Origin of the sequence: Flavobacterium ginsenosidimutans (genome assembly GCF_003254625.1) — a bacterium.
Classification (GTDB): domain Bacteria; phylum Bacteroidota; class Bacteroidia; order Flavobacteriales; family Flavobacteriaceae; genus Flavobacterium; species Flavobacterium ginsenosidimutans.
This window is the reverse complement of sequence record NZ_QJRJ01000061.1, coordinates 20,309-46,309: the sequence shown is the minus strand read 5'-3', so window position 1 is coordinate 46,309 and position 26,001 is coordinate 20,309. Positions and strand designations below refer to the sequence as shown.

The following is a 26,001-nucleotide window of genomic DNA, read 5'->3' as shown; positions in this document are numbered from 1 at the left end:
GCTTAAAGGAATGAGACATTTGCGATATTGAGGAAGAGAGCTCTTGTTTAGTATAAATGTAATTTTAGCTCGATAATTTAAAATCTTTTAAGTTTTTCTTCCTTTTCAATTTTTCTTCTATCATCTTCCATCATTTGCATGTTTTCCATATTGAACTTGATTTTTTTATTTTCTCTTATGTAAATGTCGAAATCGAATATTTCTATTCTATCATTAATTACAGTTTCACAATATTTATTGATTTTAAAATCAAAAGTTAACATTGCTCGGATTTTATTTTCCTCAGAAGCAAAAAAATACTGAGATAATGAATTATGATATTTTTTTAATTTTGGATCTTTACAATTATTTGGAGTTTTCTTTTCTTCTGACTTAAATCCCTTTCCTTTATATTTTTCAAGAATAATATCAGTATAATTTTTATTTAAGCTTGCCCTTATAAAATATAATTTATCGTTATAGAATTTTAGTAAAACATTTTTAATAACAATATTATCAGTTTCATAACTAGGGATAAATATTACTTCTGTAGAATCATTTACTGAGGCAACTTCTAAATTATACCAACTTTTTACATTATTATAGTCTGGTTTTAATCTATAAGGAAGTGTTCCTCCTGAGTATTTTTCATTAAGATCTTCATAATTAACTACTTTATTTTGATATTCATTTAAGTCTTCTATTATTGTCATATATGACGAATATGAAGGTAATATCGATTCTAGATCAGATGTTTTTGTAGAATTTATTTCAAAGTCGCCAATTCTCGTCGGGCAATCTTGTGCATTTAAATTGATTCCAATTAAAATTATGAATAGAAAATATTTCATAAATCTTTTTTTAAATTATTTAATCTCCTTCAACATTGTAAGCAATTCAGGAATTTTCCCTACTTGTGTTTCTGTCCAGAAATAATTTTCATAATCTGTAATACCATTATCTTTAAGATATATTGATATTCTTCTTAAAGCATTTTGAATTTTAAAACTAAACATTATTTCTTTTGAATTAAAAATGTATGTTGTTGATTGGTTTTTTTCGGTTTTATCTTTCAGATTTGGAATAACATATTGTTCAATAAACAATATAAATTCGTCGACTTCATTTAAATCAATCCATGAAGATTTGAAATCATTATTTCCGTGGTATTTTAGAGTCATATCCACTTGTAATGATTTTATTTTTCTGTTGGATTTTAAATCAATTACTTCAATTGGAAAGAAAGAAACTATTTCATCAAGTCCGGACTTAAATTCTGCTTTTGTATTCCAATCTTTATTTACTTGGGTGATTTCTGCATTTTCAATAAACTTACGTGTTTCAGAACCATTTCCCTGAGAATAATTTTGCATTATTACAAAGAGTAACAAGAATATGCTAAACAGTTTTTTCATTTTTTTAGTTGTGGTTGTTAGTTAGTTTTCAAAACTAAGAACATAAAAGCTAAATACATTACGGAAAACCGTAAAGTGTTTTATGAAAAACAAAGCCCTAGCCCTGATAGAAGCGGCATCCTTTTTAGGCAAACGAAAAAGAACTTATTAAACCTTAAACTTTCCGCCTAAAAAGATATAGCGGATAGCAGGAAATAGCTCCTAAAAATCATTACAATTCCACTAAATATTCAACTTAAATTCCCTAAAAAATGAACACTAGAATTTTCGATAAAAATTTTGTAATTTTGCCGTCCAATAAAAGGAATTAGAAAATGTTAGATAGACTTCAATATGTAAAGCAGCGTTTCGATGAGATTTCGGATTTGATTATTCAGCCGGATGTTATTTCTGATCAAAAACGTTATAAGCAGCTTAACCAAGAATATAAAGGGATAAAAGCGCTTGTTGAAAAGAGAGAAGAGTACATCATAATTTTAGCAAACATCGAAGAAGCAAACGAAATTATTGCTGACGGAAGCGATGCTGAAATGGTGGAAATGGCCAAAATGCAATTGGATGAAGCAAAAGAACGTCTGCCAGAATTGGAGGAGGAAATCAAATTTATGCTTATTCCTAAAGATCCTGAAGATGCGAAAAACGTAATGGTGGAGATCCGCGCCGGAACGGGTGGGGACGAAGCGAGTATTTTTGCTGGTGACTTGTTTAGAATGTACACGAAATATTGCGAATCTATGGGATGGAGATCATCTGTTGTAGATATGAACGAGGGTACTTCTGGAGGTTTCAAAGAGGTTATTTTTGAGGTTACTGGAGAAGATGTATACGGAACTTTGAAGTTTGAAGCGGGTGTTCACCGTGTACAGCGTGTTCCGCAGACAGAAACTCAAGGACGTGTGCATACATCGGCTGCAACGGTTATGGTTTTGCCAGAAGCTGAGGAGTTTGATGTTCAGGTAGATATGAACGATGTTCGTGTAGATTTCTTCTGTTCGTCTGGACCTGGAGGACAATCGGTAAATACTACGAAATCGGCTGTACGTTTAACGCACATTCCAACAGGTTTGGTGGCGCAATGTCAGGATGAGAAATCGCAGCACAAGAATAAAGATAAAGCTTTAATGGTATTACGTTCTCGTTTGTACGAAATGGAATTGGCTAAAAAGCAGGAAGAAGATGCTAAAAAACGAAGTTCTCAGGTAAGTTCTGGAGACCGTTCGGCAAAAATCCGTACGTATAACTATGCGCAAGGTCGTGTAACCGATCACCGTATTGGTTTAACGCTTTACGATCTAGGAAATATCATGAATGGTGATATTCAGAAAATCGTTTCTGAGCTTCAGTTGGTTAATAATATGGAGAAATTGAAGGAAGCTTCGGAAGTTTACTAACGTAAACTTCTTAGATGCTAAGATACTAAGTTGCTAAGGTTCTAAGTTTTTTCTCTTTGAACATATTTTTTGAGATGCTAAGGTACTAAGATGCTAAGGTTCTAAGTTTTCTCTTTGAGCATAAAAATAAATATATTTAAGCCGAACTTTGTTCGGCTTTTTTTGTGTAAAAAAATACCAAAGATTGGAAAAAGCTTAGAATCTTAGCAACTTAGTACCTTAGCATCTCAAAAAAAAAATATAGCCAGCGAGTTTCAACCGCTGGAATGCAATATATTGTTATCGTACATAGGTTCAGAGGTACAAAGATGCAAAGGTTCAGAGGTTTTTCTCTGACGTTATAAAATAAAAAAGCTGAACTAAAAGTTCAGCTTTTTTTTACTATTTAGATAAAGAGAGAAAACTTAGAACCTTAGCATCTTAGAATCTCAGTATCTTAAAAAAAATATATCGAAGGTCTTATCTTCATTAACCGTTTCCCCAATAACGTATAATGAAAGTTAGATACCTAGAAATAATCGTGTGTATTCAAAACATTTATATAGATTCGAGTAAACGTAGACACCATTTTTTATTACTATTTCGCTTAGCTTTTCCATAATAATTAAATTTAAGTTTGACAAATTACTCTCTAGACGGTTCGTATTGTGATGATTCTTCTTCGTTTTCAGAAGAATCATGATGAGGTTTCGAAACCAAGTTTGTTACAATAAGCTGAACGATTGAACCTAAAACACCTTTAAACATCGAGTCGCCTTTTCCGACGATGAATCTTTTTGCCAGATAACCAATTCCGATACTAATTGCCGATTGTGCCAAATGGCTTTTAAAACCAACAGTTTCGTTGATTTCTTCAACTGTATTTCGAATTAGGTTAATAGGCTTTAGATTTTCCTTAATGTCCTCTATATGGTCTTTTATGGCGCACCATTCGGTATCTTGGCGAATTTCTACTTCCTTAATTTTTTGATTTAATTGATCAATAGTGTAAATAGCCTCCATAACTAGTCTTTTTATAGGTATTAATAATCAAATCAGTTTTGTGTTTCTTTTAGAATACTTGAAATAATGGTATTACCAATAGGCGTTTTTATCAATTTATGATGTGATTTTACCACAACGATTACGACAATCAAATAGAATAGCGCCATGATAAAAAAGCCATAGTAATACTCTCCAAGTTCTTTTCCAATCCATAAGCTGATCCCTATATTTAGAAACAAAGTGAAAAATGCAACAACAATACCGATTGCAATCTTTGATGCTAATGATGAAACACCATCAGCCACTGAACATACTGTTTTCAGTTTTAATAATTCTAAACTTGTTTTCGCGTAGTTTTCAGCTTTTTCGTAAAGATTTAAATCTTCGTTTGTTGTTGCATTTGGTTCCATGAGATAAGGTTTTATGGTTTGAAAATTTCACTATTTAATACAGGGATTAATAGTTTGATTTTACTGTTTTAACATCGTCTTTTAGGGTATTGTAATCCTCTTTAACTTGGTTAAGTTTAGATTTTCCTTCTTCGATAATTTCTTTACCGTTTGAAGTGATTGTGTTTACAATGCCATCAAGTTTAGATTTTAGATTATCTGAGTAATCTTTCGATTTATCTTTGATTTTTTTTCTTGTGTTAGAACCTTTGTCTGGTGCAAATAAAACACCTATGAATGCTCCCGCCGCTGCGGCTCCTAAAATTCCTAAAATTGTGCTACTAGTTTTCATAATGAATAATTTATGGATTAATATTTAATAATTTGTTGATTTAATAATAGTGTGATTTTTAAATTTCTCGACCTTTAATTAGTCGAAGCAATACTGCGATAATGGCAATTACTAACAGAATATGGATAATGCTTCCGAAACTGTAAACAAAGAACCCTAAAGCCCAGAGAATTACCAGAATCACTGCGATTGTATATAATAAGTTAGACATGGTTTTTATTTTAGTGGTTAATAATCAATTTCTTGTTTAGTTTAACTTGTAAGAAAGATATAATGAAAGGTTGCTGTTTTTTGCATCTGGAAATGTAAAAGTTGTTCCCGCAACAGTTCTTTCTTTCCCAACAGTAGTTAAACCGTAATTGTAACGTAATCCGATGCTGATTGGGTTAAAATCGACTCCAACACCAGCAGAAAGACCTGCGTCAAATCTAGCTAGATCGTCGGCATCAATTTCTTCGTCAAAATCAAAAGTTCCGTCCCCGCTTACTTTAGAACTTACTAAGTAGGAAGCATAACCACCGGCGTGAATGTTAAAGTTTTTGGTTACATTTACTCTCACTAAAAGCGGTACTTCGATATAATTCAGTCTAAATTTTGTATTCCCCGATGCAAAAGCGTTGTTATATTCTAATTCTGAACCTTTTGTGGTAAATAAAATCTCTGGCTGAATAGCTACAAAGTCTGAAATAGGAAGAGTAGCATAAACCCCGGCATTAAATCCGTATAAAACATTTTCATCGTCGGCTTCACTTTGATATAAATTCGACATATTAAATCCCCCCTTTACACCAAACTCGGTGTTCACATTATTGTCCTGAGCGTGCAGCATTCCAAATGAAGCTGATAAAAAAAGTGTTAAGGCGCATAAAAAATTGGCTTGTAATTTCATAGTAAAAAATTTAGTTAATAGATAGATAATAGGCGTTTATTCATTTTGTTTTTTTACTCTTTCGGTTTCCCTTAAAAGCTTGTATTCTTCAGGTAAATATCTAAGAACGAGTTCCAGTGTTTCTTTGTCGTTTGTTTCTCTGGAAATTTTCTCAAGTAACTCAATCTGGTCACAAATCGCATCTGTCATTGCGTCAAGATAGATATTGTTAAATTCGTTTCTGTTTGCGTCAAGTATATTGTATAAATCTCTTTTGTGCGTGGCGTTGATTTCAGTAATGACAATGAGCTTAGATGTGGCCATCTTGGTTACTTCTTCTAGTAATTGGCTTTGCTGAATTTCTATTCTTTTTGCCAATTCCTTAACGATAACATCTGAACTTTTTTGTTGTGCAATTTGACTTTTAGAAATAATAGATTTACTAACATTCGCCGTTGAAATAAAAAAGAAAACTTCTGTCTCTTCTCTGTCATTTTTTGCAAAAGCTTGATTCTTCAAAGTATTTTCAATCGGATTAATTTTTCTGCAAGATGCGATGCATAGTATTAAAAGGAATGAAAAAAGAACTTTAAAAATTGAAGCTTTTAATGGGGGGATTGCTTTCATTGTTACTTCCTAAAGTATTACATTACAAAGATGGCAACGAATGAAAGATTTTACTTTACAGCATAAAAAATAAACGTTATATAATTCCCATAATGGATTTATATAACGTTTTTTATGTAGTTTTTTAATGAAGTTTAATCAGGAAGAAACACTGTAAACACTGAGCCTTTGCCCAAAGTGCTGTCTGCAGTAATATGACCTTTATGGTTCTCGACAATCTTTTTACAAATCGCTAATCCAATTCCAGTTCCAGGATAATCTGTTTTAGAATGAAGACGCTGAAACAGAATAAAAATAGTTTCTTTAAACTGAGGATCAAACCCCATTCCGTTATCGGTAAATGTAATTTTATGAAACTTCTTTATCGACTGTTCTAATATTTTTGGATAATCGGCAGAAATTACTTTTTCACTTGAAATTATAATCTCCGGTTCAAGATTGGGCTGACTGTATTTTAATGAATTTCCAATTAAATTGATAAAAAGCTGTTCAATTTGATATGGAATAACGGAAAGCTTCGGAAGCTTATTTGTTTTAATAACGGCTTTCTTTTCTTCAATTATCTCAGCTAATTCTGATTCGGCATTATCCAAAAGTTCGTTAAGATTAACTTTAATGAATTCTTTCTTTGTGGTATTGGTTCTCGAAAATAAAAGAAGATCATCGATTAAAACGCGCATTCTTTTTGCCGAAGTTTCGATTTTGCTAATATAATTTTTAGCACTTTCAGACATAACAGCTTTGTCGGCATCTGAAACTCTCGAAATGAAAGTCTGGATTTTTCGAAGCGGTTCCTGCAAATCGTGACTAGCCACATGGTTGAAAGAAGCCAATTCTTTATTGCTTTTTTCCAGTTCTTTATTTCGTTCCTGAAGTTCAATATTAAGAAGATGCTCGTCTGTAATGTCAAAATTAATTCCGAGCAAAATTTTACTTCCTTGTTGGTCTGTTAATAATTTACCGATGGTTTTAAAATAACGAACCTCAAAATCTGGACGTACAATTTTATAATAAACAAACGGAAGGTTTTTCTTTTCTACAATTCCGTCTATTGCTTTAGCAACAGATTCTTTGTCGTCTGGGTGAACGTATTTTAAAAGTGTTGCTCTATTTGGCGCAAAAGATTTTGGCTCAAGGCCTAACAAACGAAATTGATTGTCTGAAAAATCGATTTTATCAGAATCCAAATCCCATTGCCAAGTGCTGAATTTACCAATATTTTCAGATTCAGAAATTAAACCGCTTGAGATTAAAAGTTTTTTATTGAATACTTTCAATCGTTCAAAATCACGGCTGATTTGGCGGTAAGCCAATAAAATAAAACTCAATGCAACTAAGAATAAAGAAATCGAAAAAAGCGGACTTAACGAGATTTCGTCATCGTAAATTTTAAGTCTTTTTTTGAGATATTCTTTTTCAATATCATTCATTTCGTCTACCTTAAAACGGATATTTTCCATTAGGATTCTTCCGCCAAACATATGATTGTCGAGTTTTCTTTTGTCGTATGTTTTTGGATCGCTGTATTTTAAACAGTTTTCAAAAGAAACAAAACGTTGTGTAATGAGTTTGAAAAGTTTCTGAAGATTTTTCTGCTGTGGTTCATTGTCAGCAGTTAATTTTTTTAAGGTAATAAAGGACGTATTTACCTTGTCGCGAGAATAAATATAAGGCGTTAAAAAACGGGCATTGCGAGTGATGATGTACCCTCGCTGGCCCGTTTCTGCATCTTTAATAGCCGACATTAATCGTTCGAGCTGGATGTTGATTTCGTATGTATGCATAACCAGTTTACTCGATTCGTTCAAGTCCTGATTATGTTTGTAAGCAATTGAAGAAAGAAATAACAGAATGAAAACTGCGATTACAAAAATAACTCTCAATGAGTTTGAAGAATTAAAATTTGGTATCCATTTCATTGGTATGCTCTTATTTTAGTCGCAGCAAGAAATTATCACGGTTTAACCCAGAGGTATGATAGTGCCAGTTTACGGTCACGACTTCATTAATTATTTTTTTAAGCGTATTGAAATCGCTCGGTTTTTTAATGTAAATATTTGCACCCTGGATAAATGTATCTTCAATGTCTTCTTCAGAAGAAGAAGTAGAATAGATGGCAATGATTATATCTTTTAAATGATCCGTTTTTTTGATTTCAATCAAACATTCTTTACCTGTTTTTTTAGGCATGTTCAAATCTAGAAACAAAATATCTGGAAGTTTATTGTCTTGGTTCATTAAATGATCCATCAACTGCATTCCATCATGAACGAAATTTACATTTGTCTGTATTTTGATCTCTTCAAAAGCGTCTTTAAAAAAAAGACGGTCATCTTCATCATCATCGGCAAGTAAAATGTGTAATGCGTTTTTTTGCATTTGAATTTGGTATTTGGGTTTTTATTTTAAATTTTCTCTTCGTTTCTTAATAATCCTCTGAAAAGCAGAAGGAGTAATTCCAGTCGTGTTTTTAAACTGCGTACTTAAATGCGCAACACTTGAGTAATTTAGTAAAAAAGCAATTTCTGTCAAACTCATTTCATTGATAATAATCAATTGTTTTGCTCTTTCAATTTTCTGTAAAATAATAAAGTTTTCAATAGAAGAATAAGTTACTTCTGAGAAAACATTTGATAAATAGCCATAACTGTGATTTAGCTTTTCTGCCAAAAACACAGAACTTTTGTAATTATTGTTGTCGTCCATAAATACAAGCTCGATAATCGCGTCTTTTATTTTTTGGACTAATACACTTTTTTGATTTTCAACTACTTCAAAACCGCATGGAGCCAATTTAGTTTTTAAATTTTCCAATGCTTCGGCATCAAGATTGTCTTCAATCTCAATTTCTCCAAATCCTAGAGTCGTAAAATTTACGTTGTTTTCTTCTAAGTTTTGTTTTAAATATAGAGAGCAAATAGTGTTGATGTCGAACTTTATAAATAGTTTCATTTTATGGAAATTTGGTTAAAGATACTTATTTTATTTGGTGTTTTTGCTTTTAAATGATAGAGAATTACACGGAAATGTGATTTTAAAATAAATTTTTCAAAAAAATACCGTCTAATATTTTTTCACTAGACGGTATTTCCCTGATTGAGTTTCAAGGATTTACAATTCTGACAGGATTTGATGAAATTCCTCTTTTGTTTTTCCCAGTTTTTGCTGAAGTCTTCCATACATTTCGTCTTCTTTTCCTTCAGCAAACATCAAATCGTCATCTGTTAATTCAGCATATTTTTGCTTCAACTTTCCTTTCAACTCGTTCCAGTTTCCTTTTATTTCAGTAGTATTCATAATCGTTTTTCTTTGTATTTGTTATATTGTAAAATTGCAAATTATCAGTCAGCTTTGTGTTACATTAATTTTTATGACTGTTGCATAATTTTCATTTCAATTAAAAATTAAGAATTAAGAATTAAAGATTAAGAATTAAAGATTAACAATTAAAGATTAACAATTAACAATTAACAATTAACAATTAACAATTAACAATTAACAATTAACAATTAACAATTAAACCTGATATCTTCTGAGAATCCAAGCCATTTTTTCGTGTTCTTGCAGTAAGCCAGTCACAAAATCAGCAGATCCAATGTCGTTAGTTTCGTTTTCAAAAACAGGAATATAGCCTCTAAATTCGGTTACCAATTGCTCATGGTTTTCTAAAAGTTCTGATAACATATTTTTTTGAGAAGCATATTCTTTTGGAGATTCTTTCAATGTCGAATTATCAATAAACTCTTTCATTGTTCCAATTGTTTTTTCTCCCAATTGATTGATGCGTTCCGCAACTTCATCAATATTAGCTTCCAGAATACGATATTGCTCTTCAAACAATTTATGCAGTTCCATGAAGCTATTTCCAGAAATATTCCAGTGAAATTTTCTGGTTTTTACATACAATGTCATTTCGTTTGATAAAATCGTGGCTAAAATTGAGGCACTCTTTTTTAAATTTTTCGGTGTAATTCCAATATGTGGGATCATAATTATCTGTGTATTAAGTTGTTCTCAAATATACCTTTGCGAGCTCTTTTTTTTCTTACATAATTCATCAAAGAAGTTACATGAATTCAATGTTTTCTTAACTGTTTTAGCATTTAATTGTTGTAGTTTTGCGCGCAACTAAAACTAAATTTTTAATGAGAAAACATTTACCAATTTTATTTTTTTTAATTATTTCTTTTACCGCCAAGGCACAATCTTATTTAGGTTATTTTCATGATAACTATGCGGGAGTTCAAAGCGTTTTATTCAATCCAGCTTCTATTGCAGATTCACGTTTTAAAACAGATATTAATTTGTTTTCGATTAGTGGTGCGGTAGAAAATGACTTGTATGGCGTTAAATTATTTGATGTTTACAAAGACGGATACGATTTTGAAAGCCAGTCAAAAGTATCTCCAAAAAATGCTAACAACGGATTGGCAAATTTTGATATTATGGGACCGTCTTTTATGTTTAATATTGCGCCAAAACATTCTTTGGCTGTTTTTACAAGAGCAAGATCTGTTTCTAACATCAAAAAAATTAACGGTTATCTTATAGATCAGGTAAAAGATGGATTAGATCAGTCTGAAAATTTTAATTACAATTTAGGAAATCCAAACGGAGCATCTCATTCTTGGGGCGAACTTGGAATTTCGTATGCTGCTGTTTTATTTCAAAAAGACCAACACTTTTTAAAAGGAGGTTTAACTGCCAAATATCTTCAAGGTGGTGTAAATGCCTATGTGCATGGAAATAATGTTAACGTTTCTTATGTTGAAAACACTGTAAATCCAAAACAAGGAGCTTTGATCTCAAATGGTGAAGTTACTGTTGGAGGAAGTCAAGATTGGGAAAAAAATGACGATTACGAATTTGATGCAAATTCACGCGGATTTGGTTTTGATTTTGGATTGGTGTACGAATGGAGACCAGATTATGATCAATACGATCTTAGTAGAGCAAAACCAGCTGATAATAATTTTAGAGATTTAAATAAATATAAATTACGTTTCGGTTTATCTGTAACGGATATTGGATCTATCAATTATAAAAACTCAAAAGTTGATACTTATAATGTAAACGGAGTTGTTACACAGCAAATGATTGATGATGCGGAAGATTTATACGATTTCTTAAATGAGCATTATACTAAAATTTCAACTTCAAAAGGAGTAAAAACAAATTTGCCAACTGCTATTCGCGCAGATGCAGATTGGAATATGTACAACAAATTCTATTTAAATCTTAACGGAGATATTAATCTGGTTTCGGATAGTAAATTAAATGGTTACGGAATTGCTGACCGAGTTACATTGACACCGCGTTACGAAAGCAGATGGTTTAGTTTTTATTTGCCAATGACATATATGGAATACAGCGGAATGCAAGCTGGAGCAGGTTTACGTGCGGGAGTTTTCTTCATAGGTTCTGGTTCAATTTTGAGCAATTTGGTGTCTAAAGAATCAAAAGGTGCTGATTTTCACCTTGGAATGAAAATTCCAGTTTATGAAAAACAATTTAAAGATACAGACGGAGATGGTGTAATTGATAAAGAAGATGCTTGTAGAAAAGTTGCTGGTCCAGCTGAAAATGGCGGTTGCCCTTGGTCAGACACAGATAAAGACGGTGTTTTTGATAAAGATGATGCTTGTATTGATGTTGCAGGACCAAAAGAAAATAAAGGTTGTCCTTGGAAAGATAGTGACGGAGATACTTTATTAGATAATGTAGATGCGTGTCCAACTGTTGCAGGTCCTGTTGAAAATAAAGGTTGCCCATGGCCAGATACTGACGGAGACGGAGTTTTGGATAAAGACGATGCATGTCCGAAAGAAGCAGGTTCAGCAGAAAATAAAGGATGTCCAGATTTAGATGCAGATAAAGACGGCGTTTTAGACAAAGATGATGCATGCCCAACAGTTGCTGGTCCAGCAGAAAATAAAGGCTGTCCAAAAGTGACTAAAGAAACTTTAGCGCAGTTAAAAGTAGAAGCTAGATCTATTTTCTTTACAACTGGAAAAGCGACTTTAAGCGATGCTAAAAAAGGAGAAACTTCAGGAAGATTAGACGCAATCAAAGAAATTTTAAAGAACTATCCAAACGCTAAATTTGCTGTTAACGGACATACAGATAATGTTGGAAATGCAAAAGCAAATCAAAAATTATCTGAAGCTAGAGCAAAAGTAGTAATGGATCTTTTGATTGAAAAAGGTGTAAATCCTGCGAATTTAACTTCTAACGGTTACGGTTCGTCAAAACCTGTAAAATCAAATAAAACAGCTGCAGGAAGAGCAGAAAACAGAAGAACTGAAATTGTTTATTTAGGCAATTTATAAGCTCTGCTGAATATAAAAGTAAAAAGCCATTCTTAATTGAGTGGCTTTTTTTATTTTTGCATACTTTTTAAAAAGAATTAATTCTTTGAATAGAAGAACTAAAAATACAATATGACAACACAACAACTACACGAACAAATTCTTCAAAAAAAATCATTTTTATGCGTTGGTTTAGATCCAGATCTTGCTAAAATGCCACAGCATCTATTAGAAACCGAAGATCCAATTTTCGAATTCAATAAAGCAATAATTGACGCTACTCATGATTTAACTGTAGGATACAAACCAAATACTGCTTTTTTTGAAGCTTATGGAATAAAAGGATGGATGTCTTTGCAGAAAACAATCAATTACATCAACGAAAATTATCCTGAAATTTTCACAATTGCTGATGCTAAACGCGGCGATATTGGAAATACTTCTAGCATGTATGCAAAAGCTTTTTTTGAAGATTTGAATTTTGATAGTGTAACCGTTGCTCCATATATGGGAAAAGATTCTGTTGAGCCTTTCCTTGCATTCGAAAACAAGCATACGATTATGTTAGCTTTGACTTCAAATGAAGGCGCTTTTGATTTTCAGACTTTAAATGCCAACGGAAAAGAATTGTACAAACAAGTTCTAGAAACTTCTAAAACTTGGAAAAACAGCGAAAATTTAATGTACGTTGTTGGTGCTACAAAAGCAGAATATTTTACTGAAATTAGAAAAATTGTTCCAGATAGTTTCTTGTTAGTTCCTGGAATTGGTGCCCAAGGCGGAAGTTTATCTGAAGTGTGTAAATACGGAATGAACGATAAAATTGGTCTTTTGGTCAATTCAGCAAGAGCTATTATCTATGCTTCAAAAGGAACTGATTTTGCTGAAAAGGCGAGAGAAGAGGCTTTGAAAGTGCAGAAAGAAATGGCTGAGATTATTGGTTCTAAGTTTTAGGTTTAAAGTAATTTTGAACATAATTTTTTACCGCAAAGCGCGCTAAGTTTTTTCGCAAAGTGCACAAAGAATTATATACAGTGTTTTAAAAGTTTCTTAAGTTCTCAAAGTAGGGTGTAAGCTTTACTTTTTTGTTAAAGTTAACTTTGAGTGTAATTTTAACGCAAAGCTCGCTAAGGTTTTTCGCAAAGTACACAAAGAAATTATATACAGTGTTTTAAAAGTTTTTTTAAAGTTCTCAAAGAGGAAATTTTATTTTAAGCTTTGAGAACTTTAAAAAATCTTAAACTCAACACTAAGCATAAACTTCTGCGAACTTTGCGAAAAAACTTTGCGAGCTTTGCGTTAAATTCCACACTCCAACAAACCTCAAACATGAAACAAATAAAAGACCAGCTTGGCAAAGTTCATACTTTTGAAACTGCTCCAAAGCGTATTATTTCGCTTGTTCCTTCACAAACTGAATTATTATATGATTTAGGTTTGGAAGAAAAAATCATCGGAATAACGAAGTTCTGTGTGCATCCGTTTCATTTTAAATCGACTAAAAAGATTATTGGCGGAACAAAGAAAATTCGCTTCGAAAAAATAAAACTTCTTGAACCAGATATTATTATTTGCAATAAAGAAGAAAATACGGAAGAGATTGTAGAACAATTAAGTACAATCTGTCCTGTTTGGGTTACGAATATTGTTTCTATCGAAGACAATTTCCAGATGATTTCAGATTTCGGACAATTATTCAATTGCAGAACTGAAGCACAAAAGTGGAACAACAAATTGGCTTTCGCCTTGAGCGATTTCAAAAATTATATAAAAGATATAAAAGAAAAGAAAGCAGCTTATTTCATTTGGAAAGATCCTTACATGGTTGCAGGAAATGATACTTACATAAATGAATTGCTAAAACTGAATCATTTTAAAAATATCTACGAAGACAAAGGCCGCTATCCTGAAATTGAATTAAAGAAAATGCGTTTAGAAGGCGATCCAGATCTTGTTTTTCTTTCTTCGGAACCATATCCGTTTAAAGAAGAAGATGCTTTCGAAATTGGAAGATTTACACATCACGCCAAAACAATTTTTGTTGATGGAGAAATGTTTTCTTGGCATGGTAGCCGATTGATTAAAGCTTTCGAGTATTTTAAATTACTTCATGAAAGATTAAAGAATTAGGTTTCTTTTGTTTCAAATTTCAGGTTTCAAGTTTGTTGGAAGATTAACCGCAAAGAGCGCTAAGATTTACGCAAAGTTCGCAAAGTTTTTTACACAAAGCTTTGCGAACTTTGCGTTTTATGTAAGTTTGGTATATTAAAAACTTGCGTGCTTTGCGGTTAAATTATGTTCAAAGGATGGCCAACGTGAAACAAGGAAAACGTGAAACATGAAACAATTTAATACAAAAAAAGAATGCCGGCATCTCGAAGACGTCGGCATTATTTAACTAACCAAAACCAAAATAATAAATAACCAGTTTATTACATTACAAAGGTCAGACATATATCGATGTTATGCTGTTAAGATCTTGTTATTACTTTGTTGGATATAAGTTAATGTTCAAAAGATTGTGTTTTTTTAACTCCAAAGAGCGTTAAGTTTTAGGCTAAGTTTGCAAAGTTTTTTATACAGAGCTTTGTGAACTTTACGTTTTATACAAACCCTCTTGAGTAAAAAAACTTTGCAATTTTTGCGGTTAAATTAACCGTAAAGTAAGACAGCTTGAAACCTGAAACTTGAAACAAAATAAACCAAACTTTCACAAAAAAAGAATGCCGGCATCTCGAAGACGCCGGCATCATTTAACTAACCAAAACCAAAATAATAAATAACCAGTTTATTACATTACAAAGGTCAGACATATATCGATGTTATGCTGTTAAGGTTTTGTTATTACTTTGTTGACCATAAGTTAAGATTTTTTAAATCGTTGTTTTGAGCTTTTAGTAGTGTTAAATAATTTTTTATTATTAAAATTTAATGACAATCAATTTTGTTTATGAATATGATAAAGATTGTTTTGTGTGTTTGCTAAAGTGTTAAAAATCAGTATCATGAAATTAGTCGAAAAATTAACAATTGCTGTTTTTTTTAGCTTCTAAGTTATTGATTTATAAGTGTTTTTTTGTGCAGTATAAAAAGTAAACCCGACAGATTTTTAAAACCTGTCGGGTTTGTTATGTCTTAAGAATAGAACTTAGAACCTTTAAGAAAAAACCACTGTCTTATTACTATAAACCATCGTTTTTCTTTCTGCATGCAGTTTAATGGCTCTAGCTAAAACGATACGCTCCAAATCACGTCCTTTCATGATGAAATCTTCTACGGAGTGAATATGAGAAACTCTCGCAATATCTTGTTCGATAATTGGACCTTCGTCTAATTCTTCTGTTACGTAATGACTTGTTGCACCAATGATTTTTACACCGCGTTTAAAAGCCGAATGATACGGTTTTGCACCTGGAAAAGCAGGTAAAAACGAGTGGTGAATATTGATGATTTTATTTTCGTAAAGCGAAATCAGTTTTGGGGTAACAATTTGCATGTAACGCGCCAAAACGATAAAATTGATTTTATATCTTTTTAATAATTCAATTTGTCTTGCTTCGCCTTCTTCTTTGTTTTCTTTTGTGAAAGGAACAAAATGAAACGGAATATCAAAACGTTCTGCAATAGATCTCAAATCATTGTGATTGCTAATAATTACCGGAATTTCCACATTCAATTCACCTGCGCTGTATCTTCCTAAAATGTCAAATAAACAGTGATCGTACTTAGAAACGAACAATGCCAATTTTGGTTTTTGTTCCTGATTGTACAGATCCCAAGACATGCCAAATTTAGATGCTAGCGTTTTATCAAAATCTTCTTTAAAGCTTTCAATTGTAATATCACTACCTTCAAATTCGCATTCTAGTCGCATAAAAAATACATTTTGCTCTACATCAACATGCTGGTCAATATAAGTAATATTTCCGCCTACTTTAGCAATAAAAGTAGTCACTGAAGCAATAATATTCTTTTGATCTTTACAGTGAATGAGTATGGTAATTTTTTGCATTTCGGTCTTTTTAGTTTAATCGGTTAATCGTTAGATTTGTTTAATCGCAATCTCTTCAGTTTTAAAAAAAAAACTTTGATTCTTTGCAACTCTGTTCTTTAGAACCTTTAGAAAAAATTATTTCCCATCCTGCATAGCAAAAACGCTTTTCAACAAAGGCGTTGTTCTTGCAGAAATATTATTTCGGATTTCTTTTTCTTCTACGGCAATCATTTTAAAAACGCCAGATAAAGCTTGGTTTGTTGTATAATCAGTTAAATCTGGATTTACTTTTTTCACTAATGGAATAGTGTTGTATTTTGTTATAATTTTTGTCCATACAGCGTCAGCTCCAACTTTTTCGAATGAGCTTTTAATTACAGGATTAAATTTTCCGTACAAAGCAGTTGTTGTGCTTCCTTGTAAATAAGTTGTTGCAGCGCTGTCATTTCCTAAAAGAATATTTTTAGCATCTGTAAACGACATATTTTTTACAGCCGAAACGAAAATTGGAGTTGCTTCTTTTACAGCATCTTCAGCGGCGCGGTTCAGCATTTTAATTCCCTCGTCTGCAAGCGAACTTAAACCTACTTTTCTTAAAGTTGCATCAACTTTTTGTAATTCTTCAGGCAATAGAATTTTTACGGCTTCATTTTTATAAAAACCATCTACCGCGGTTAATTTACTCACTTGTTCTGTAATTCCTTTATTCAAAGCTTCTTTTAATCCAGAAGCAATATCAACAGTTCCTGTGCCTGGAATCTGAGAGGCTATTTGAGGCAATTGATTTAAGGTCTGTTGTACCTGTGCACAAGACGTTAGAGAAAATGTAACGGCTAATAATAAAATCTTTTTCATTTTGGGGTTTTTATTTAAGTTTCAAAAATACTACTTATTCAAAAACAAAGCCACAAATTTATTAAGTGTGAAGAAAGATTTTGTTTGATAATTAACAACAATTTATTATTCGTTATTATAGCCTTAAAATATTAGAAAAGAATAAAAAATGGTAGGTCAAAATTGCAAATTCTATTTTTTAAGAAGGTCAATTTTTTCATTTGTTTTTTCAATATAAACAGACATTTCGCTGTATTTCCATTTTCCTCTTTTTTCGCCCACAACAAATAGCGTTCCTTTGCCTTTCGGCCCTTTTATTGGAATTTGTACATCGCAGGTTCTAACATCGTTAGTAGAAGTAATATTTCCAGAAACCATTCCGTCAGTTTCTATAGGAGATCCTAGTTTTTCAACCACGATTTTATTGTTTTGTACGGCTGTTATCGATTCTTTATAAGCATCAGAATCTTTTATTATGGAAGTGACTTCAAAGAAAATTCCAGCTATAAATAAGGCAAATAAAACTAAAAGACTTAAACATCCTGTAGGAACAAACCATTTCCAGTTTCTATTCCACCAGCTTTTTCTTTGTATTAACTCATTTGAATCTTCCATAAATTGGTTTTAGGTTAAAAGATAAAGCTAAAATAAGAATAAATTTTATTGATATTCAGTGTTTTATGGTAAAAAAAATCACCTTATAGAATTTTCTATAAGGTGATTTTTTAAAATTGTTATTAAGTCTTAACGATTACTAAAAGCAATTTCTTCTAAAGCTTTTGGATTACTAATAGCTTTGGTAACTTCTTGTTTTTTCATTCCATCATTATCTCCTGTTCCAGTGCTTAAAGTAAGTTCTTTTGGCATTATTGGTTTTTTGTTGAAGATTGTTGCAAATAAAAGTGCTCCTTGCATATAACCGCCATCGTTTAAAAGGTGTAAGGTGTTTTCACCATAGCGAAGATTGTCTTTATTGGCTACTAAATAGTTATAACTATTTTTGCCGTTATAAGCATCATTTACAGCATCACCAACTCTTAACAAACCAGCATTTTTTGTTGCTTTAGCCACTTCGCCTGCATTATTACGCATGATGGCATAAAGCTCTTTGTAGTCAGAATCAGTAAACGGAGCTGGAGACATTCCTTCGTAAATATAAATAGCTGCATCTGGGCTGTTCTTGTGTATTTTTTCTACAATCATTTCCACGTTAGCTTTATATTTATCTGGTTCTCCACCAGCAACTGGTGTTGATTCCTGAATGACTACATAATCGTAATAATTTCCATCTTTATCGACTTTGGCAAAATTTTGTTCTGCTTCTTTTTTATGATCATCATAAATTTTATCAATTGAAACTCCCATTGTAACCAATTGATCAATATTCATAGGTTGATTATTTGCCTTGCAGATTTCTCCAAATAAAATTGGAGCACTTACGAAAAACTCTGTATGGCTATTTCCAATAAATAAAATTCTTGGGCTACCTTCAGCTTTTGGTGCTTTTGGTCTTTCGGCTGTTTCTTCTGTAGTAGTTTGACTTTCTGCCGTAGCCGATTTGTCTTTGCAAGAAGTAAAAAGAATTGCTGCAATACCTAAAAGTAAAATGTGTTTTTTCATCATGATTTAATTAAAAAGATTTGCAAATTTCTTCTTAATTAAAAAAAAAGAAAAGCCTCAAAAAGTTTTAAAACTAACACTTTAAGACAAAAAATAATGTTGAAATTTTAATTGAGTTTAGGTTAAAAAATAAATCGTAAAAGATTTTTTTAGATAATTTATCTATTACTAAAAGCAATTTCTTCTAAAGCTTTCGGGTTACTGATTGCTTTCGTAACCTCTTGTTTTCTCATATTATCATTATCTCCCGTTCCTGTGCTCAAAATAAGTTTTTTAGGGATAATTGGTTTTTCATCAAAGATCGTAGCATATAATAAAACAGCTTGTAAAAAACCGCCATCATTTATAAGATACAGGGTATTTTTGCCATCACGAAGATTATCTTTGTTATTTGTTAAATATATATAACCATTTTTACCTTGATATGCATCTTTAACAGCATCGCCAACTTTTAGCAATCCTGCATTTTTAATAAATGCTGCAGCTAAAATGGCATTTTTTCGTAGTTCTTTATAATAACTATCGTATTCTGAATTTTTATAAGATAAGGGAGGAATATTTTGATAGACATAGATTGCAGCATCTGGACTATTTTTATGGATTTTTTCTGCAAATAATTTCAAATTATCTCTATACATCGAAAGATTTGTTAATGCAATTGGAGTGGATTCCTGAAGAATTACATAATCATAATAATTTCCGTCTTTATCTATGTTGGAAAAATTTTGGTTAGCTTCTGTTTTATTTGTGTAATAAACCTTATCAAGAGAAACTCCCATTGTTATTAATTGCTGCACATTTACATTTTTATTATTTGCATTGCATAACTCTTGAAATAACGTTGGGATGCTTACATAATATTCTGTGTGACTATTTCCTATAAACAATATACGCGGAGGGCCTACAGCTTTTGGCGCTTTTGGTTTGATAATTTCACCAGAAGTAATTGAATTCATTGATGTATGATTATTACACGAAACGAGAAGAATAGATATAATAATACTTAAATATGTAATCTGTTTTTTCATTGAACTTTTGTTAAAAAAAGATTTTGCAAATCTCTTTTTAACGTATTATCCTATTAGCCCCAAAAGGGTTTTTAAATAGCAGTTTAGGACAAAAAAAATCACCTTATAATAGTATATAAGATGATTTTAAATTTTGAGCTTAAATAAATGCACAATCAATAGCATTTGTTTTTAGGATGTAGGGTTTCTCCTTGCTTTGATGACTTTTCGTTTTATTTTTAGCATGTAAATTTAGATTTAAGGGACAAAAAAGGCGTCTAAACGTACTGTAAACAGTATAAATTGGGATTATAAATTGGATTAATCTGCTTTAGATTGGCTAATATATTCTGAGTGCAATCTTTGCCGCCAATTGTCAAATAAAATAAAGATTTTGAAATGTAAGACGGCCTTAGTGGAAGCGATCGCCAGCCAAGTGCTATATTTTTAAGAAAATGTTTTAATGCATATTTATACGTTTTTTCGTCAGGACGAATAAAATAAATAGTATAACTTTTAATTTTTGTCATCAGATTTGGAAACATAACAAATCTTCCGCCTTGTTGTATCAATAAATTTATTTCAAATAATGATAAACCTTCTATATTTTCTGTTTTCATGATCTATTGTTTTTTTACTTAATTATTAGTGGTAGTATTATGATGCAAAGTTGCGACAGAAGTTAAAATATAAAAGGACCTAAAAGTTTAAAAATTAATAATTTAAGACATTTTTTTAGTTGTAGATATAACTAAAAAAGAGAGAATCTGCCAGAAATTGACAAATTCTCTCTAAAATTTATTAGAATTATATTATTGAGCTACAACTGCAGTTTCTGTTATTTGTTTATCGTTTTCATAAACATCTTGGAAGAAACCAATTTCACCATTTTCATTTACTAAAGATGTAAAATAAGTAATATAAATTGGTACTTTTTTAGACAGTTTAAAACTGCTTTCTACTTTTCCTTCCATCGCTTTATCGATTTTTTCTTTAGTCCATTCTGGATAATCTTTCAACATGGCAACAGCCAATTCTTTAGCCATTTTTACATTAATACAACCGTGGCTGAAAGTTCTTTTTTCAAAATCAAACAAAGTTTTAGATGGCGTATCGTGCATATAAATATCATCTGGATTTGGAAACATAAATTTCACCAATCCTAAAGAATTATCTGGACCTGGTTTTTGTCTTACTTGTCCGTTAACCATTTCCATGTTTTTCTCTGCTAGATAATTTGGATCTGCCGCGATTTTAGATTTCAACTCATTTTGCACAATACTTTGAGGTACTGTCCAATAAGGGCTGAAAACGATTCGGTCAATTTCGCCATTAAAAATGGTTGTTTTAGTTAAAGGAGCTCCAACAAATACAGGCGAAGTCAATTGAACTTTTCCATTTTTAACATAAATCATTTCATAAGAAGGAACGTTTACCAAAACATACTCATCGCTGGCAGCAATCTGAGCAGCAATAGCTCGGCATCTTTCCATATTAAGTTTTAAAGTCGCAACTTTATCCTCAAGCGGAATATTCATTTCATTGATGTGTTCTTCTGCTAAAATGTAGTTTGGTTTAAAACCGTTACGAACTTTGTACTTCATTACAGCGTCCATCAATTCACGATCGTAAACATCGCTTTTAGAATCTGTTTTTAAATCGCCTAACAAATACAAACGAGTTCTAACTTGTGCAATAGTGCTAGAAACTGCATCTGGACGCAACTCTTTATAAGGAGATTCTGCTGGAACAATAGGTTTATATTTGCTTGATTTTTCTAATCTTTTGTATTTTTTTAGAGCGTCTTGCAATTTGTAATACTGGTCAAATTCTACTTTTTCATTTGTTGCAGCTACGGTCGTTTCTTGTTCTTCTAACGTGCTATAGTTTAAAAAATCTTTCAGCATATCATTATAGGATAGCTTTTTCTTGTCGGAATTACTTTTTTTAGTGTATACAACATACAATGAACTTAAAAGCATATCCGCATCAGTTTGAGAAAGAGTGCTTTTATCTGATGAAGAACTAAATAATTGGTCAATTTCTTTTTGATAAGGAATTACCAAATCATTTGTTTTTTTTGCTTTTTCATACAAAGCAGATCCAAACTCACTGATTTCGTTTTCATCAAACCAAATAGTTCCAAGAGTTCTGTTTTTGTACAAAGACATGACATCAGACTTATATTTTTTCAAATCAGAATACCTTTTAAAGAAGTCGTTTGAAATTTCGTTTACATCATCTGAATCATTGTGGTAAACAATTGTGTTGTTTGAAGTTTTTGTATATGTAGTATTAGTGCTTTCAAATTTACTAAAAGAAAATACAAAAAAACTCAAACCTAAAATTACGGTGAATGAATAAAATGTTCTCATTTTTTTAATTTTTACGTTATTACTTTTCTAGGTAAGTCATTGGTAAAAATTTGGGGCTTTTCTACAATGCTAAATTACTATCAGTGTACTCAAAACATGTTTCCTGATTTTATTTAAATGTTGCGAAATTGCCATGTCTTTAAGCTTTCTTTAACTTATATCAATTAGTAGCAAGAATTGTTACCTTTATATTGAAGAAAAAATATTTTCTTTTTTATTAACATAATGTTATTTGACTGATCAAATATTAAAATAATTTGTACATTGGTCGCTTAAAATTATCATATTCATAAAATGGAACAACAAATACCATATATTCCTAAAAATAAAGTAAGAATTGTTACCGCTGCTTCGCTTTTTGACGGACATGATGCAGCCATAAATATTATGCGCCGTATTATCCAGTCAACTGGAGTTGAAGTTATTCACCTTGGACACGACAGAAGTGTTGAGGAAGTAGTTAATACAGCCATTCAAGAAGATGCCAATGCTATTGCAATGACTTCGTATCAAGGCGGACACAATGAATACTTTAAATATATGTATGATTTGCTTCGCGAAAAAGGAGCAGGACACATTAAAATCTTCGGAGGCGGAGGTGGAGTAATCCTTCCAAGTGAAATTGAAGAATTACACGAATATGGTATTACACGAATTTATTCTCCAGATGACGGACGTTCTTTAGGACTTCAAGGAATGATTAACGATTTGGTTGAACGTGCTGATTTTCCTATCGGAGATAAACTAAACGGTGAAATAGATCATATCGAAAATAAAATCCCAACGGCAATTGCACGTTTAATTTCGGCAGCAGAGAATTTCCCTGAAATTGCAAAACCAGTTTTTGATAAAATTCACGAAAGCAATACAACTTCTAAAATTCCAGTTTTAGGAATTACAGGAACGGGCGGTGCCGGAAAATCTTCTTTGGTTGACGAATTGGTTCGCCGCTTTTTAATTGATTTCCCAGAAAAAACAATCGGATTAATTTCTGTCGATCCTTCGAAGAGAAAAACAGGAGGTGCACTTTTAGGAGACAGAATCCGTATGAATGCCATTAATAATCCTCGTGTGTATATGCGTTCGCTGGCGACACGTCAGTCGAATTTGGCTTTATCTAAATATGTAGCTGAAGCGATTCAGGTTTTAAAAGCCGCAAAATACGATTTGATTATTCTAGAAACTTCAGGAATTGGTCAGTCTGATACTGAAATTATGGATCACTCTGATGTTTCTTTATATGTAATGACACCAGAATTTGGAGCGGCAACACAATTGGAAAAAATCGACATGCTTGATTTTGCCGATTTAGTTGCGTTGAATAAATTTGATAAACGCGGCGCGCTTGATGCTTTGCGCGATGTAAAAAAACAATACCAAAGAAACCATAATCTTTGGGAAAAGAATCCAGATGAAATGCCCGTTTTTGGAACAATTGCTTCGCAGTTTAACGATCCTGGAATGAACACGCTTTATAAAGCGATTATGGATAAAGTGGTTGAAAAAACCGATTCTGATTTGAAATCGACTTTTGAAATCACAAAAGAAATGAGCGAGAAAATCTTTGTGATTCCGCCACACAGAACACGTTATTTATCTGAAATTGCAGAGAATAATAGATCTTATGATGAAATTGCGCTTTCACAGCAAAAAGTAGCACAGAAATTATACGGAATTTTCAAAACGATAGAATCTGTTTCTGGAAAAATTCCGCAAATAAATAAAGCGGGAATTGACGACAATAGTGTCATCCTGAGCGCAGTCGAAGGACTAGACGAAAACAGAATCTTTTTAAATCTTTTACTGAATCAGTTTGATAAAGTAAAAATGGATTTAGATCCGTACAATTGGGAAATTATCCTGAACTGGGATGATAAAGTAGCGAAATACAAAAATCCAGTTTATTCGTTTAAAGTTCGTGATAAAGAAATTAAGATTGCAACACATTCCGAGAGTTTATCGCATTTACAGATTCCGAAAATTGCTTTGCCTAAATATGAAGGTTGGGGCGATATTCTGCGTTGGAATTTACAGGAAAACGTTCCTGGCGAATTTCCGTTTGCTTCGGGATTGTATCCGTTTAAACGAGAAGGCGAAGATCCATCAAGAATGTTTGCGGGCGAGGGTGGACCAGAAAGAACCAATAAACGTTTTCATTATGTAAGTGCAGGAATGCCTGCAAAACGTCTTTCTACGGCTTTTGACAGTGTAACTTTATACGGAAATGATCCAGATTTACGTCCAGATATTTACGGAAAAATTGGAAATGCGGGAGTTTCAATTTGCTGTTTAGATGATGCTAAAAAACTATATTCAGGTTTCGATTTGGTTCATGCTTTGACTTCGGTAAGTATGACGATTAATGGACCTGCGCCAATGTTGTTAGGTTTCTTTATGAATGCCGCAATCGATCAGCAATGTGAGATTTACATCAAGGCAAATGATCTAGAAAAAGAAGTTGAGGCAAAAATCAACAAACTATATAAAGATAAAGGAATCGAAAGACCGAAATACCAAGGCGAACTTCCTGCTGGAAACAACGGTTTAGGATTAATGCTTTTGGGCGTTACGGGAGATCAGGTTTTACCTTTGGAAGTTTATAACGAAATAAAAGTAAAAACGTTAGCTCAAGTTCGTGGAACGGTTCAGGCCGATATTTTAAAAGAAGATCAGGCGCAGAATACTTGTATTTTCTCAACCGAATTTGCTTTGCGATTAATGGGCGATGTTCAGGAATATTTTATTAATAAAAACGTTCGTAATTTCTATTCGGTTTCGATTTCAGGATATCATATTGCCGAGGCAGGAGCAAACCCAATTACGCAATTGGCGTTTACGCTTTCAAATGGTTTCACTTACGTAGAATATTATTTGAGCCGAGGAATGAACATCAACGATTTTGGACCAAATTTATCATTCTTCTTCTCGAATGGAGTAGATCCAGAATATTCAGTTATTGGTCGTGTGGCGCGTAAAATTTGGGCAAAAGCCATGAAAAACAAATACGGAGCCAATGAAAGAGCACAAATGCTGAAATATCATATTCAGACTTCTGGACGTTCATTACACGCACAGGAAATTGATTTTAACGATATTAGAACGACTTTACAAGCTTTGTACGCGATTTACGATAACTGTAATTCGCTACATACAAATGCTTACGATGAAGCGATTACCACGCCAACAGAAGAATCGGTACGTCGTGCCATGGCAATTCAGTTGATTATTAATAAAGAATTAGGTTTAGCGAAAAACGAAAACCCAATTCAGGGTTCGTTCATCATCGAAGAATTAACCGATTTAGTTGAAGCTGCAGTTCTTCAAGAATTCGACAGAATTACAGAAAGAGGAGGAGTTCTTGGCGCAATGGAAACGATGTACCAAAGATCTAAAATCCAGGAAGAAAGTTTGTATTACGAAACTTTAAAACACAACGGCGATTTCCCTATTGTGGGTGTAAATACTTTCCTGAGTTCAAAAGGTTCGCCAACGGTAATTCCAGCTGAGGTTATACGTGCTACAGAAGAAGAAAAACAATATCAGATTACGATGCTGGATAATTTGCACAATTTCCACGAAGCAAAAGTAAACGAGCATTTAAATACGTTACAGCAAGCCGCTATTAAAAACGAAAACTTATTCGATCATTTAATGGAAGCTACAAAGGTTTGTTCTTTGGGGCAGATTACTTCGGCGTTGTTTGAAGTTGGTGGGCAGTATAGAAGGAATATGTAGTAAGTGAAATTTGGATAAATCTAAATGAACTTAATTTCTTTGTTTATAAAGGATTTATGATTTTCTGAAATTGTATAAATTTAATTAGATGCACTTTTGGTTGACTAAATGTTGACTAAAAGT

The 26,001-nt window shown here is 32.3% G+C and carries 25 protein-coding genes; 5 read left to right on the top strand and 20 right to left on the bottom strand.

Going from position 1 to position 26,001, the window contains the following annotated elements; all coding sequences use genetic code 11:
* Positions 1-77: 77 nt before the first annotated feature.
* Together DM444_RS01430 and DM444_RS01425 are read right to left on the bottom strand one after the other, a co-directional pair.
* The gene (locus DM444_RS01430) at positions 78-830 is read right to left on the bottom strand and encodes a hypothetical protein (RefSeq protein WP_111283314.1); all 753 of its coding nucleotides are present in this window, start codon (positions 828-830) and stop codon (positions 78-80) included.
* A gap of 15 nt (positions 831-845) precedes the next feature.
* The gene (locus DM444_RS01425; protein WP_162614897.1) at positions 846-1,394 is read right to left on the bottom strand and encodes a hypothetical protein; all 549 of its coding nucleotides are present in this window, start codon (positions 1,392-1,394) and stop codon (positions 846-848) included.
* Between the two features lie 314 nt (positions 1,395-1,708).
* On the opposite strand from DM444_RS01425, the gene prfA reads away from it, so the two are divergent.
* Complete coding sequence (gene prfA, locus DM444_RS01420) at positions 1,709-2,785, top strand: peptide chain release factor 1 (RefSeq protein ID WP_111283310.1); 1,077 nt, start codon at positions 1,709-1,711, stop codon at positions 2,783-2,785.
* A gap of 624 nt (positions 2,786-3,409) precedes the next feature.
* Here prfA and DM444_RS01415 read toward each other — a convergent pair.
* From DM444_RS01415 to DM444_RS01365, 11 genes are all read right to left on the bottom strand, one after another.
* Positions 3,410-3,787 (bottom strand): hypothetical protein, encoded by a 378-nt coding sequence (locus DM444_RS01415; protein WP_111283308.1) that lies wholly within the window; start codon positions 3,785-3,787, stop codon positions 3,410-3,412.
* Between the two features lie 32 nt (positions 3,788-3,819).
* Complete coding sequence (locus DM444_RS01410; protein WP_111283306.1) at positions 3,820-4,179, bottom strand: hypothetical protein; 360 nt, start codon at positions 4,177-4,179, stop codon at positions 3,820-3,822.
* A gap of 46 nt (positions 4,180-4,225) precedes the next feature.
* Entirely contained in the window at positions 4,226-4,510 is a 285-nt protein-coding gene (locus DM444_RS01405) for a YtxH domain-containing protein (RefSeq protein WP_111283304.1), read from the bottom strand.
* Between the two features lie 58 nt (positions 4,511-4,568).
* The gene (locus DM444_RS01400; RefSeq protein ID WP_109192514.1) at positions 4,569-4,721 is read right to left on the bottom strand and encodes a lmo0937 family membrane protein; all 153 of its coding nucleotides are present in this window, start codon (positions 4,719-4,721) and stop codon (positions 4,569-4,571) included.
* 36 nt (positions 4,722-4,757) lie between these two features.
* Positions 4,758-5,399 (bottom strand): porin family protein, encoded by a 642-nt coding sequence (locus DM444_RS01395; RefSeq protein WP_111283302.1) that lies wholly within the window; start codon positions 5,397-5,399, stop codon positions 4,758-4,760.
* A 36-nt stretch (positions 5,400-5,435) separates the two neighbouring features.
* The gene (locus DM444_RS01390) at positions 5,436-5,897 is read right to left on the bottom strand and encodes a DUF4142 domain-containing protein (RefSeq protein WP_239455554.1); all 462 of its coding nucleotides are present in this window, start codon (positions 5,895-5,897) and stop codon (positions 5,436-5,438) included.
* A gap of 242 nt (positions 5,898-6,139) precedes the next feature.
* Positions 6,140-7,924 (bottom strand): CHASE3 domain-containing protein, encoded by a 1,785-nt coding sequence (locus DM444_RS01385; RefSeq protein ID WP_111283297.1) that lies wholly within the window; start codon positions 7,922-7,924, stop codon positions 6,140-6,142.
* Between the two features lie 10 nt (positions 7,925-7,934).
* Positions 7,935-8,384 (bottom strand): response regulator, encoded by a 450-nt coding sequence (locus DM444_RS01380; RefSeq protein WP_111283295.1) that lies wholly within the window; start codon positions 8,382-8,384, stop codon positions 7,935-7,937.
* Between the two features lie 21 nt (positions 8,385-8,405).
* Complete coding sequence (locus DM444_RS01375; RefSeq protein ID WP_111283293.1) at positions 8,406-8,957, bottom strand: helix-turn-helix domain-containing protein; 552 nt, start codon at positions 8,955-8,957, stop codon at positions 8,406-8,408.
* A 159-nt stretch (positions 8,958-9,116) separates the two neighbouring features.
* Complete coding sequence (locus DM444_RS01370) at positions 9,117-9,302, bottom strand: CsbD family protein (protein ID WP_008462351.1); 186 nt, start codon at positions 9,300-9,302, stop codon at positions 9,117-9,119.
* A gap of 219 nt (positions 9,303-9,521) precedes the next feature.
* On the bottom strand, positions 9,522-9,995 hold the full coding sequence (locus DM444_RS01365) for a Dps family protein (protein WP_111283291.1): 474 nt from the start codon (positions 9,993-9,995) through the stop codon (positions 9,522-9,524).
* Positions 9,996-10,150: 155 nt separating this feature from the next.
* Here DM444_RS01365 and DM444_RS01360 point away from each other — a divergent pair, with 155 nt between their 5' ends.
* From DM444_RS01360 to DM444_RS01350, 3 genes are all read left to right on the top strand, one after another.
* Entirely contained in the window at positions 10,151-12,334 is a 2,184-nt protein-coding gene (locus tag DM444_RS01360; RefSeq protein ID WP_111283289.1) for an OmpA family protein, read from the top strand.
* 111 nt (positions 12,335-12,445) lie between these two features.
* Entirely contained in the window at positions 12,446-13,267 is an 822-nt protein-coding gene (pyrF, locus tag DM444_RS01355; RefSeq protein ID WP_111283287.1) for an orotidine-5'-phosphate decarboxylase, read from the top strand.
* Between the two features lie 375 nt (positions 13,268-13,642).
* Entirely contained in the window at positions 13,643-14,443 is an 801-nt protein-coding gene (locus DM444_RS01350; RefSeq protein ID WP_111283285.1) for an ABC transporter substrate-binding protein, read from the top strand.
* A gap of 1,027 nt (positions 14,444-15,470) precedes the next feature.
* Here DM444_RS01350 and purU read toward each other — a convergent pair.
* The 7 genes from purU to DM444_RS01315 all read right to left on the bottom strand — a co-directional run bounded on the left by purU (position 15,471) and on the right by DM444_RS01315 (position 22,143).
* The gene (gene purU / locus DM444_RS01345) at positions 15,471-16,325 is read right to left on the bottom strand and encodes a formyltetrahydrofolate deformylase (protein ID WP_111283283.1); all 855 of its coding nucleotides are present in this window, start codon (positions 16,323-16,325) and stop codon (positions 15,471-15,473) included.
* 117 nt (positions 16,326-16,442) lie between these two features.
* On the bottom strand, positions 16,443-17,162 hold the full coding sequence (locus DM444_RS01340; RefSeq protein WP_111283281.1) for a DUF4197 domain-containing protein: 720 nt from the start codon (positions 17,160-17,162) through the stop codon (positions 16,443-16,445).
* A gap of 171 nt (positions 17,163-17,333) precedes the next feature.
* The gene (locus DM444_RS01335) at positions 17,334-17,756 is read right to left on the bottom strand and encodes a cytochrome c oxidase assembly factor Coa1 family protein (protein ID WP_111283279.1); all 423 of its coding nucleotides are present in this window, start codon (positions 17,754-17,756) and stop codon (positions 17,334-17,336) included.
* Positions 17,757-17,885: 129 nt separating this feature from the next.
* Positions 17,886-18,764: an SGNH/GDSL hydrolase family protein gene (locus tag DM444_RS01330; protein WP_162614896.1), complete on the bottom strand. Its 879-nt coding sequence runs from the start codon at positions 18,762-18,764 to the stop codon at positions 17,886-17,888.
* A gap of 155 nt (positions 18,765-18,919) precedes the next feature.
* The gene (locus DM444_RS01325) at positions 18,920-19,789 is read right to left on the bottom strand and encodes a hypothetical protein (protein WP_111283275.1); all 870 of its coding nucleotides are present in this window, start codon (positions 19,787-19,789) and stop codon (positions 18,920-18,922) included.
* Between the two features lie 257 nt (positions 19,790-20,046).
* Positions 20,047-20,388 (bottom strand): hypothetical protein, encoded by a 342-nt coding sequence (locus DM444_RS01320; RefSeq protein ID WP_111283273.1) that lies wholly within the window; start codon positions 20,386-20,388, stop codon positions 20,047-20,049.
* Between the two features lie 192 nt (positions 20,389-20,580).
* A complete protein-coding gene (locus DM444_RS01315; RefSeq protein ID WP_111283271.1) occupies positions 20,581-22,143 on the bottom strand; it encodes a L,D-transpeptidase family protein in 1,563 nt (520 codons plus the stop codon).
* Positions 22,144-22,437: 294 nt separating this feature from the next.
* On the opposite strand from DM444_RS01315, the gene DM444_RS01310 reads away from it, so the two are divergent.
* The gene (locus tag DM444_RS01310; RefSeq protein ID WP_111283269.1) at positions 22,438-25,878 is read left to right on the top strand and encodes a methylmalonyl-CoA mutase family protein; all 3,441 of its coding nucleotides are present in this window, start codon (positions 22,438-22,440) and stop codon (positions 25,876-25,878) included.
* The last annotated feature ends 123 nt before the right edge of the window (positions 25,879-26,001 follow it).

Excerpts from the sequence above, each read along its gene's own strand:
- DM444_RS01430 (WP_111283314.1), bottom strand. The coding sequence starts at position 830 with ATGAAATATTTTCTATTCATAATTTTAATTGGAATCAATTTAAATGCA.
- DM444_RS01425 (WP_162614897.1), bottom strand. The coding sequence starts at position 1,394 with ATGAAAAAACTGTTTAGCATATTCTTGTTACTCTTTGTAATAATGCAA.
- prfA (WP_111283310.1), top strand. The coding sequence starts at position 1,709 with ATGTTAGATAGACTTCAATATGTAAAGCAGCGTTTCGATGAGATTTCG.
- DM444_RS01415 (WP_111283308.1), bottom strand. The coding sequence starts at position 3,787 with ATGGAGGCTATTTACACTATTGATCAATTAAATCAAAAAATTAAGGAA.
- DM444_RS01410 (WP_111283306.1), bottom strand. The coding sequence starts at position 4,179 with ATGGAACCAAATGCAACAACAAACGAAGATTTAAATCTTTACGAAAAA.
- DM444_RS01405 (WP_111283304.1), bottom strand. The coding sequence starts at position 4,510 with ATGAAAACTAGTAGCACAATTTTAGGAATTTTAGGAGCCGCAGCGGCG.
- DM444_RS01400 (WP_109192514.1), bottom strand. The coding sequence starts at position 4,721 with ATGTCTAACTTATTATATACAATCGCAGTGATTCTGGTAATTCTCTGG.
- DM444_RS01395 (WP_111283302.1), bottom strand. The coding sequence starts at position 5,399 with ATGAAATTACAAGCCAATTTTTTATGCGCCTTAACACTTTTTTTATCA.
- DM444_RS01385 (WP_111283297.1), bottom strand. The coding sequence starts at position 7,924 with ATGAAATGGATACCAAATTTTAATTCTTCAAACTCATTGAGAGTTATT.
- DM444_RS01380 (WP_111283295.1), bottom strand. The coding sequence starts at position 8,384 with ATGCAAAAAAACGCATTACACATTTTACTTGCCGATGATGATGAAGAT.
- DM444_RS01375 (WP_111283293.1), bottom strand. The coding sequence starts at position 8,957 with ATGAAACTATTTATAAAGTTCGACATCAACACTATTTGCTCTCTATAT.
- DM444_RS01370 (WP_008462351.1), bottom strand. The coding sequence starts at position 9,302 with ATGAATACTACTGAAATAAAAGGAAACTGGAACGAGTTGAAAGGAAAG.
- DM444_RS01365 (WP_111283291.1), bottom strand. The coding sequence starts at position 9,995 with ATGATCCCACATATTGGAATTACACCGAAAAATTTAAAAAAGAGTGCC.
- DM444_RS01360 (WP_111283289.1), top strand. The coding sequence starts at position 10,151 with ATGAGAAAACATTTACCAATTTTATTTTTTTTAATTATTTCTTTTACC.
- pyrF (WP_111283287.1), top strand. The coding sequence starts at position 12,446 with ATGACAACACAACAACTACACGAACAAATTCTTCAAAAAAAATCATTT.
- DM444_RS01350 (WP_111283285.1), top strand. The coding sequence starts at position 13,643 with ATGAAACAAATAAAAGACCAGCTTGGCAAAGTTCATACTTTTGAAACT.
- purU (WP_111283283.1), bottom strand. The coding sequence starts at position 16,325 with ATGCAAAAAATTACCATACTCATTCACTGTAAAGATCAAAAGAATATT.
- DM444_RS01340 (WP_111283281.1), bottom strand. The coding sequence starts at position 17,162 with ATGAAAAAGATTTTATTATTAGCCGTTACATTTTCTCTAACGTCTTGT.
- DM444_RS01335 (WP_111283279.1), bottom strand. The coding sequence starts at position 17,756 with ATGGAAGATTCAAATGAGTTAATACAAAGAAAAAGCTGGTGGAATAGA.
- DM444_RS01330 (WP_162614896.1), bottom strand. The coding sequence starts at position 18,764 with ATGATGAAAAAACACATTTTACTTTTAGGTATTGCAGCAATTCTTTTT.
- DM444_RS01325 (WP_111283275.1), bottom strand. The coding sequence starts at position 19,789 with ATGAAAAAACAGATTACATATTTAAGTATTATTATATCTATTCTTCTC.
- DM444_RS01320 (WP_111283273.1), bottom strand. The coding sequence starts at position 20,388 with ATGAAAACAGAAAATATAGAAGGTTTATCATTATTTGAAATAAATTTA.
- DM444_RS01315 (WP_111283271.1), bottom strand. The coding sequence starts at position 22,143 with ATGAGAACATTTTATTCATTCACCGTAATTTTAGGTTTGAGTTTTTTT.
- DM444_RS01310 (WP_111283269.1), top strand. The coding sequence starts at position 22,438 with ATGGAACAACAAATACCATATATTCCTAAAAATAAAGTAAGAATTGTT.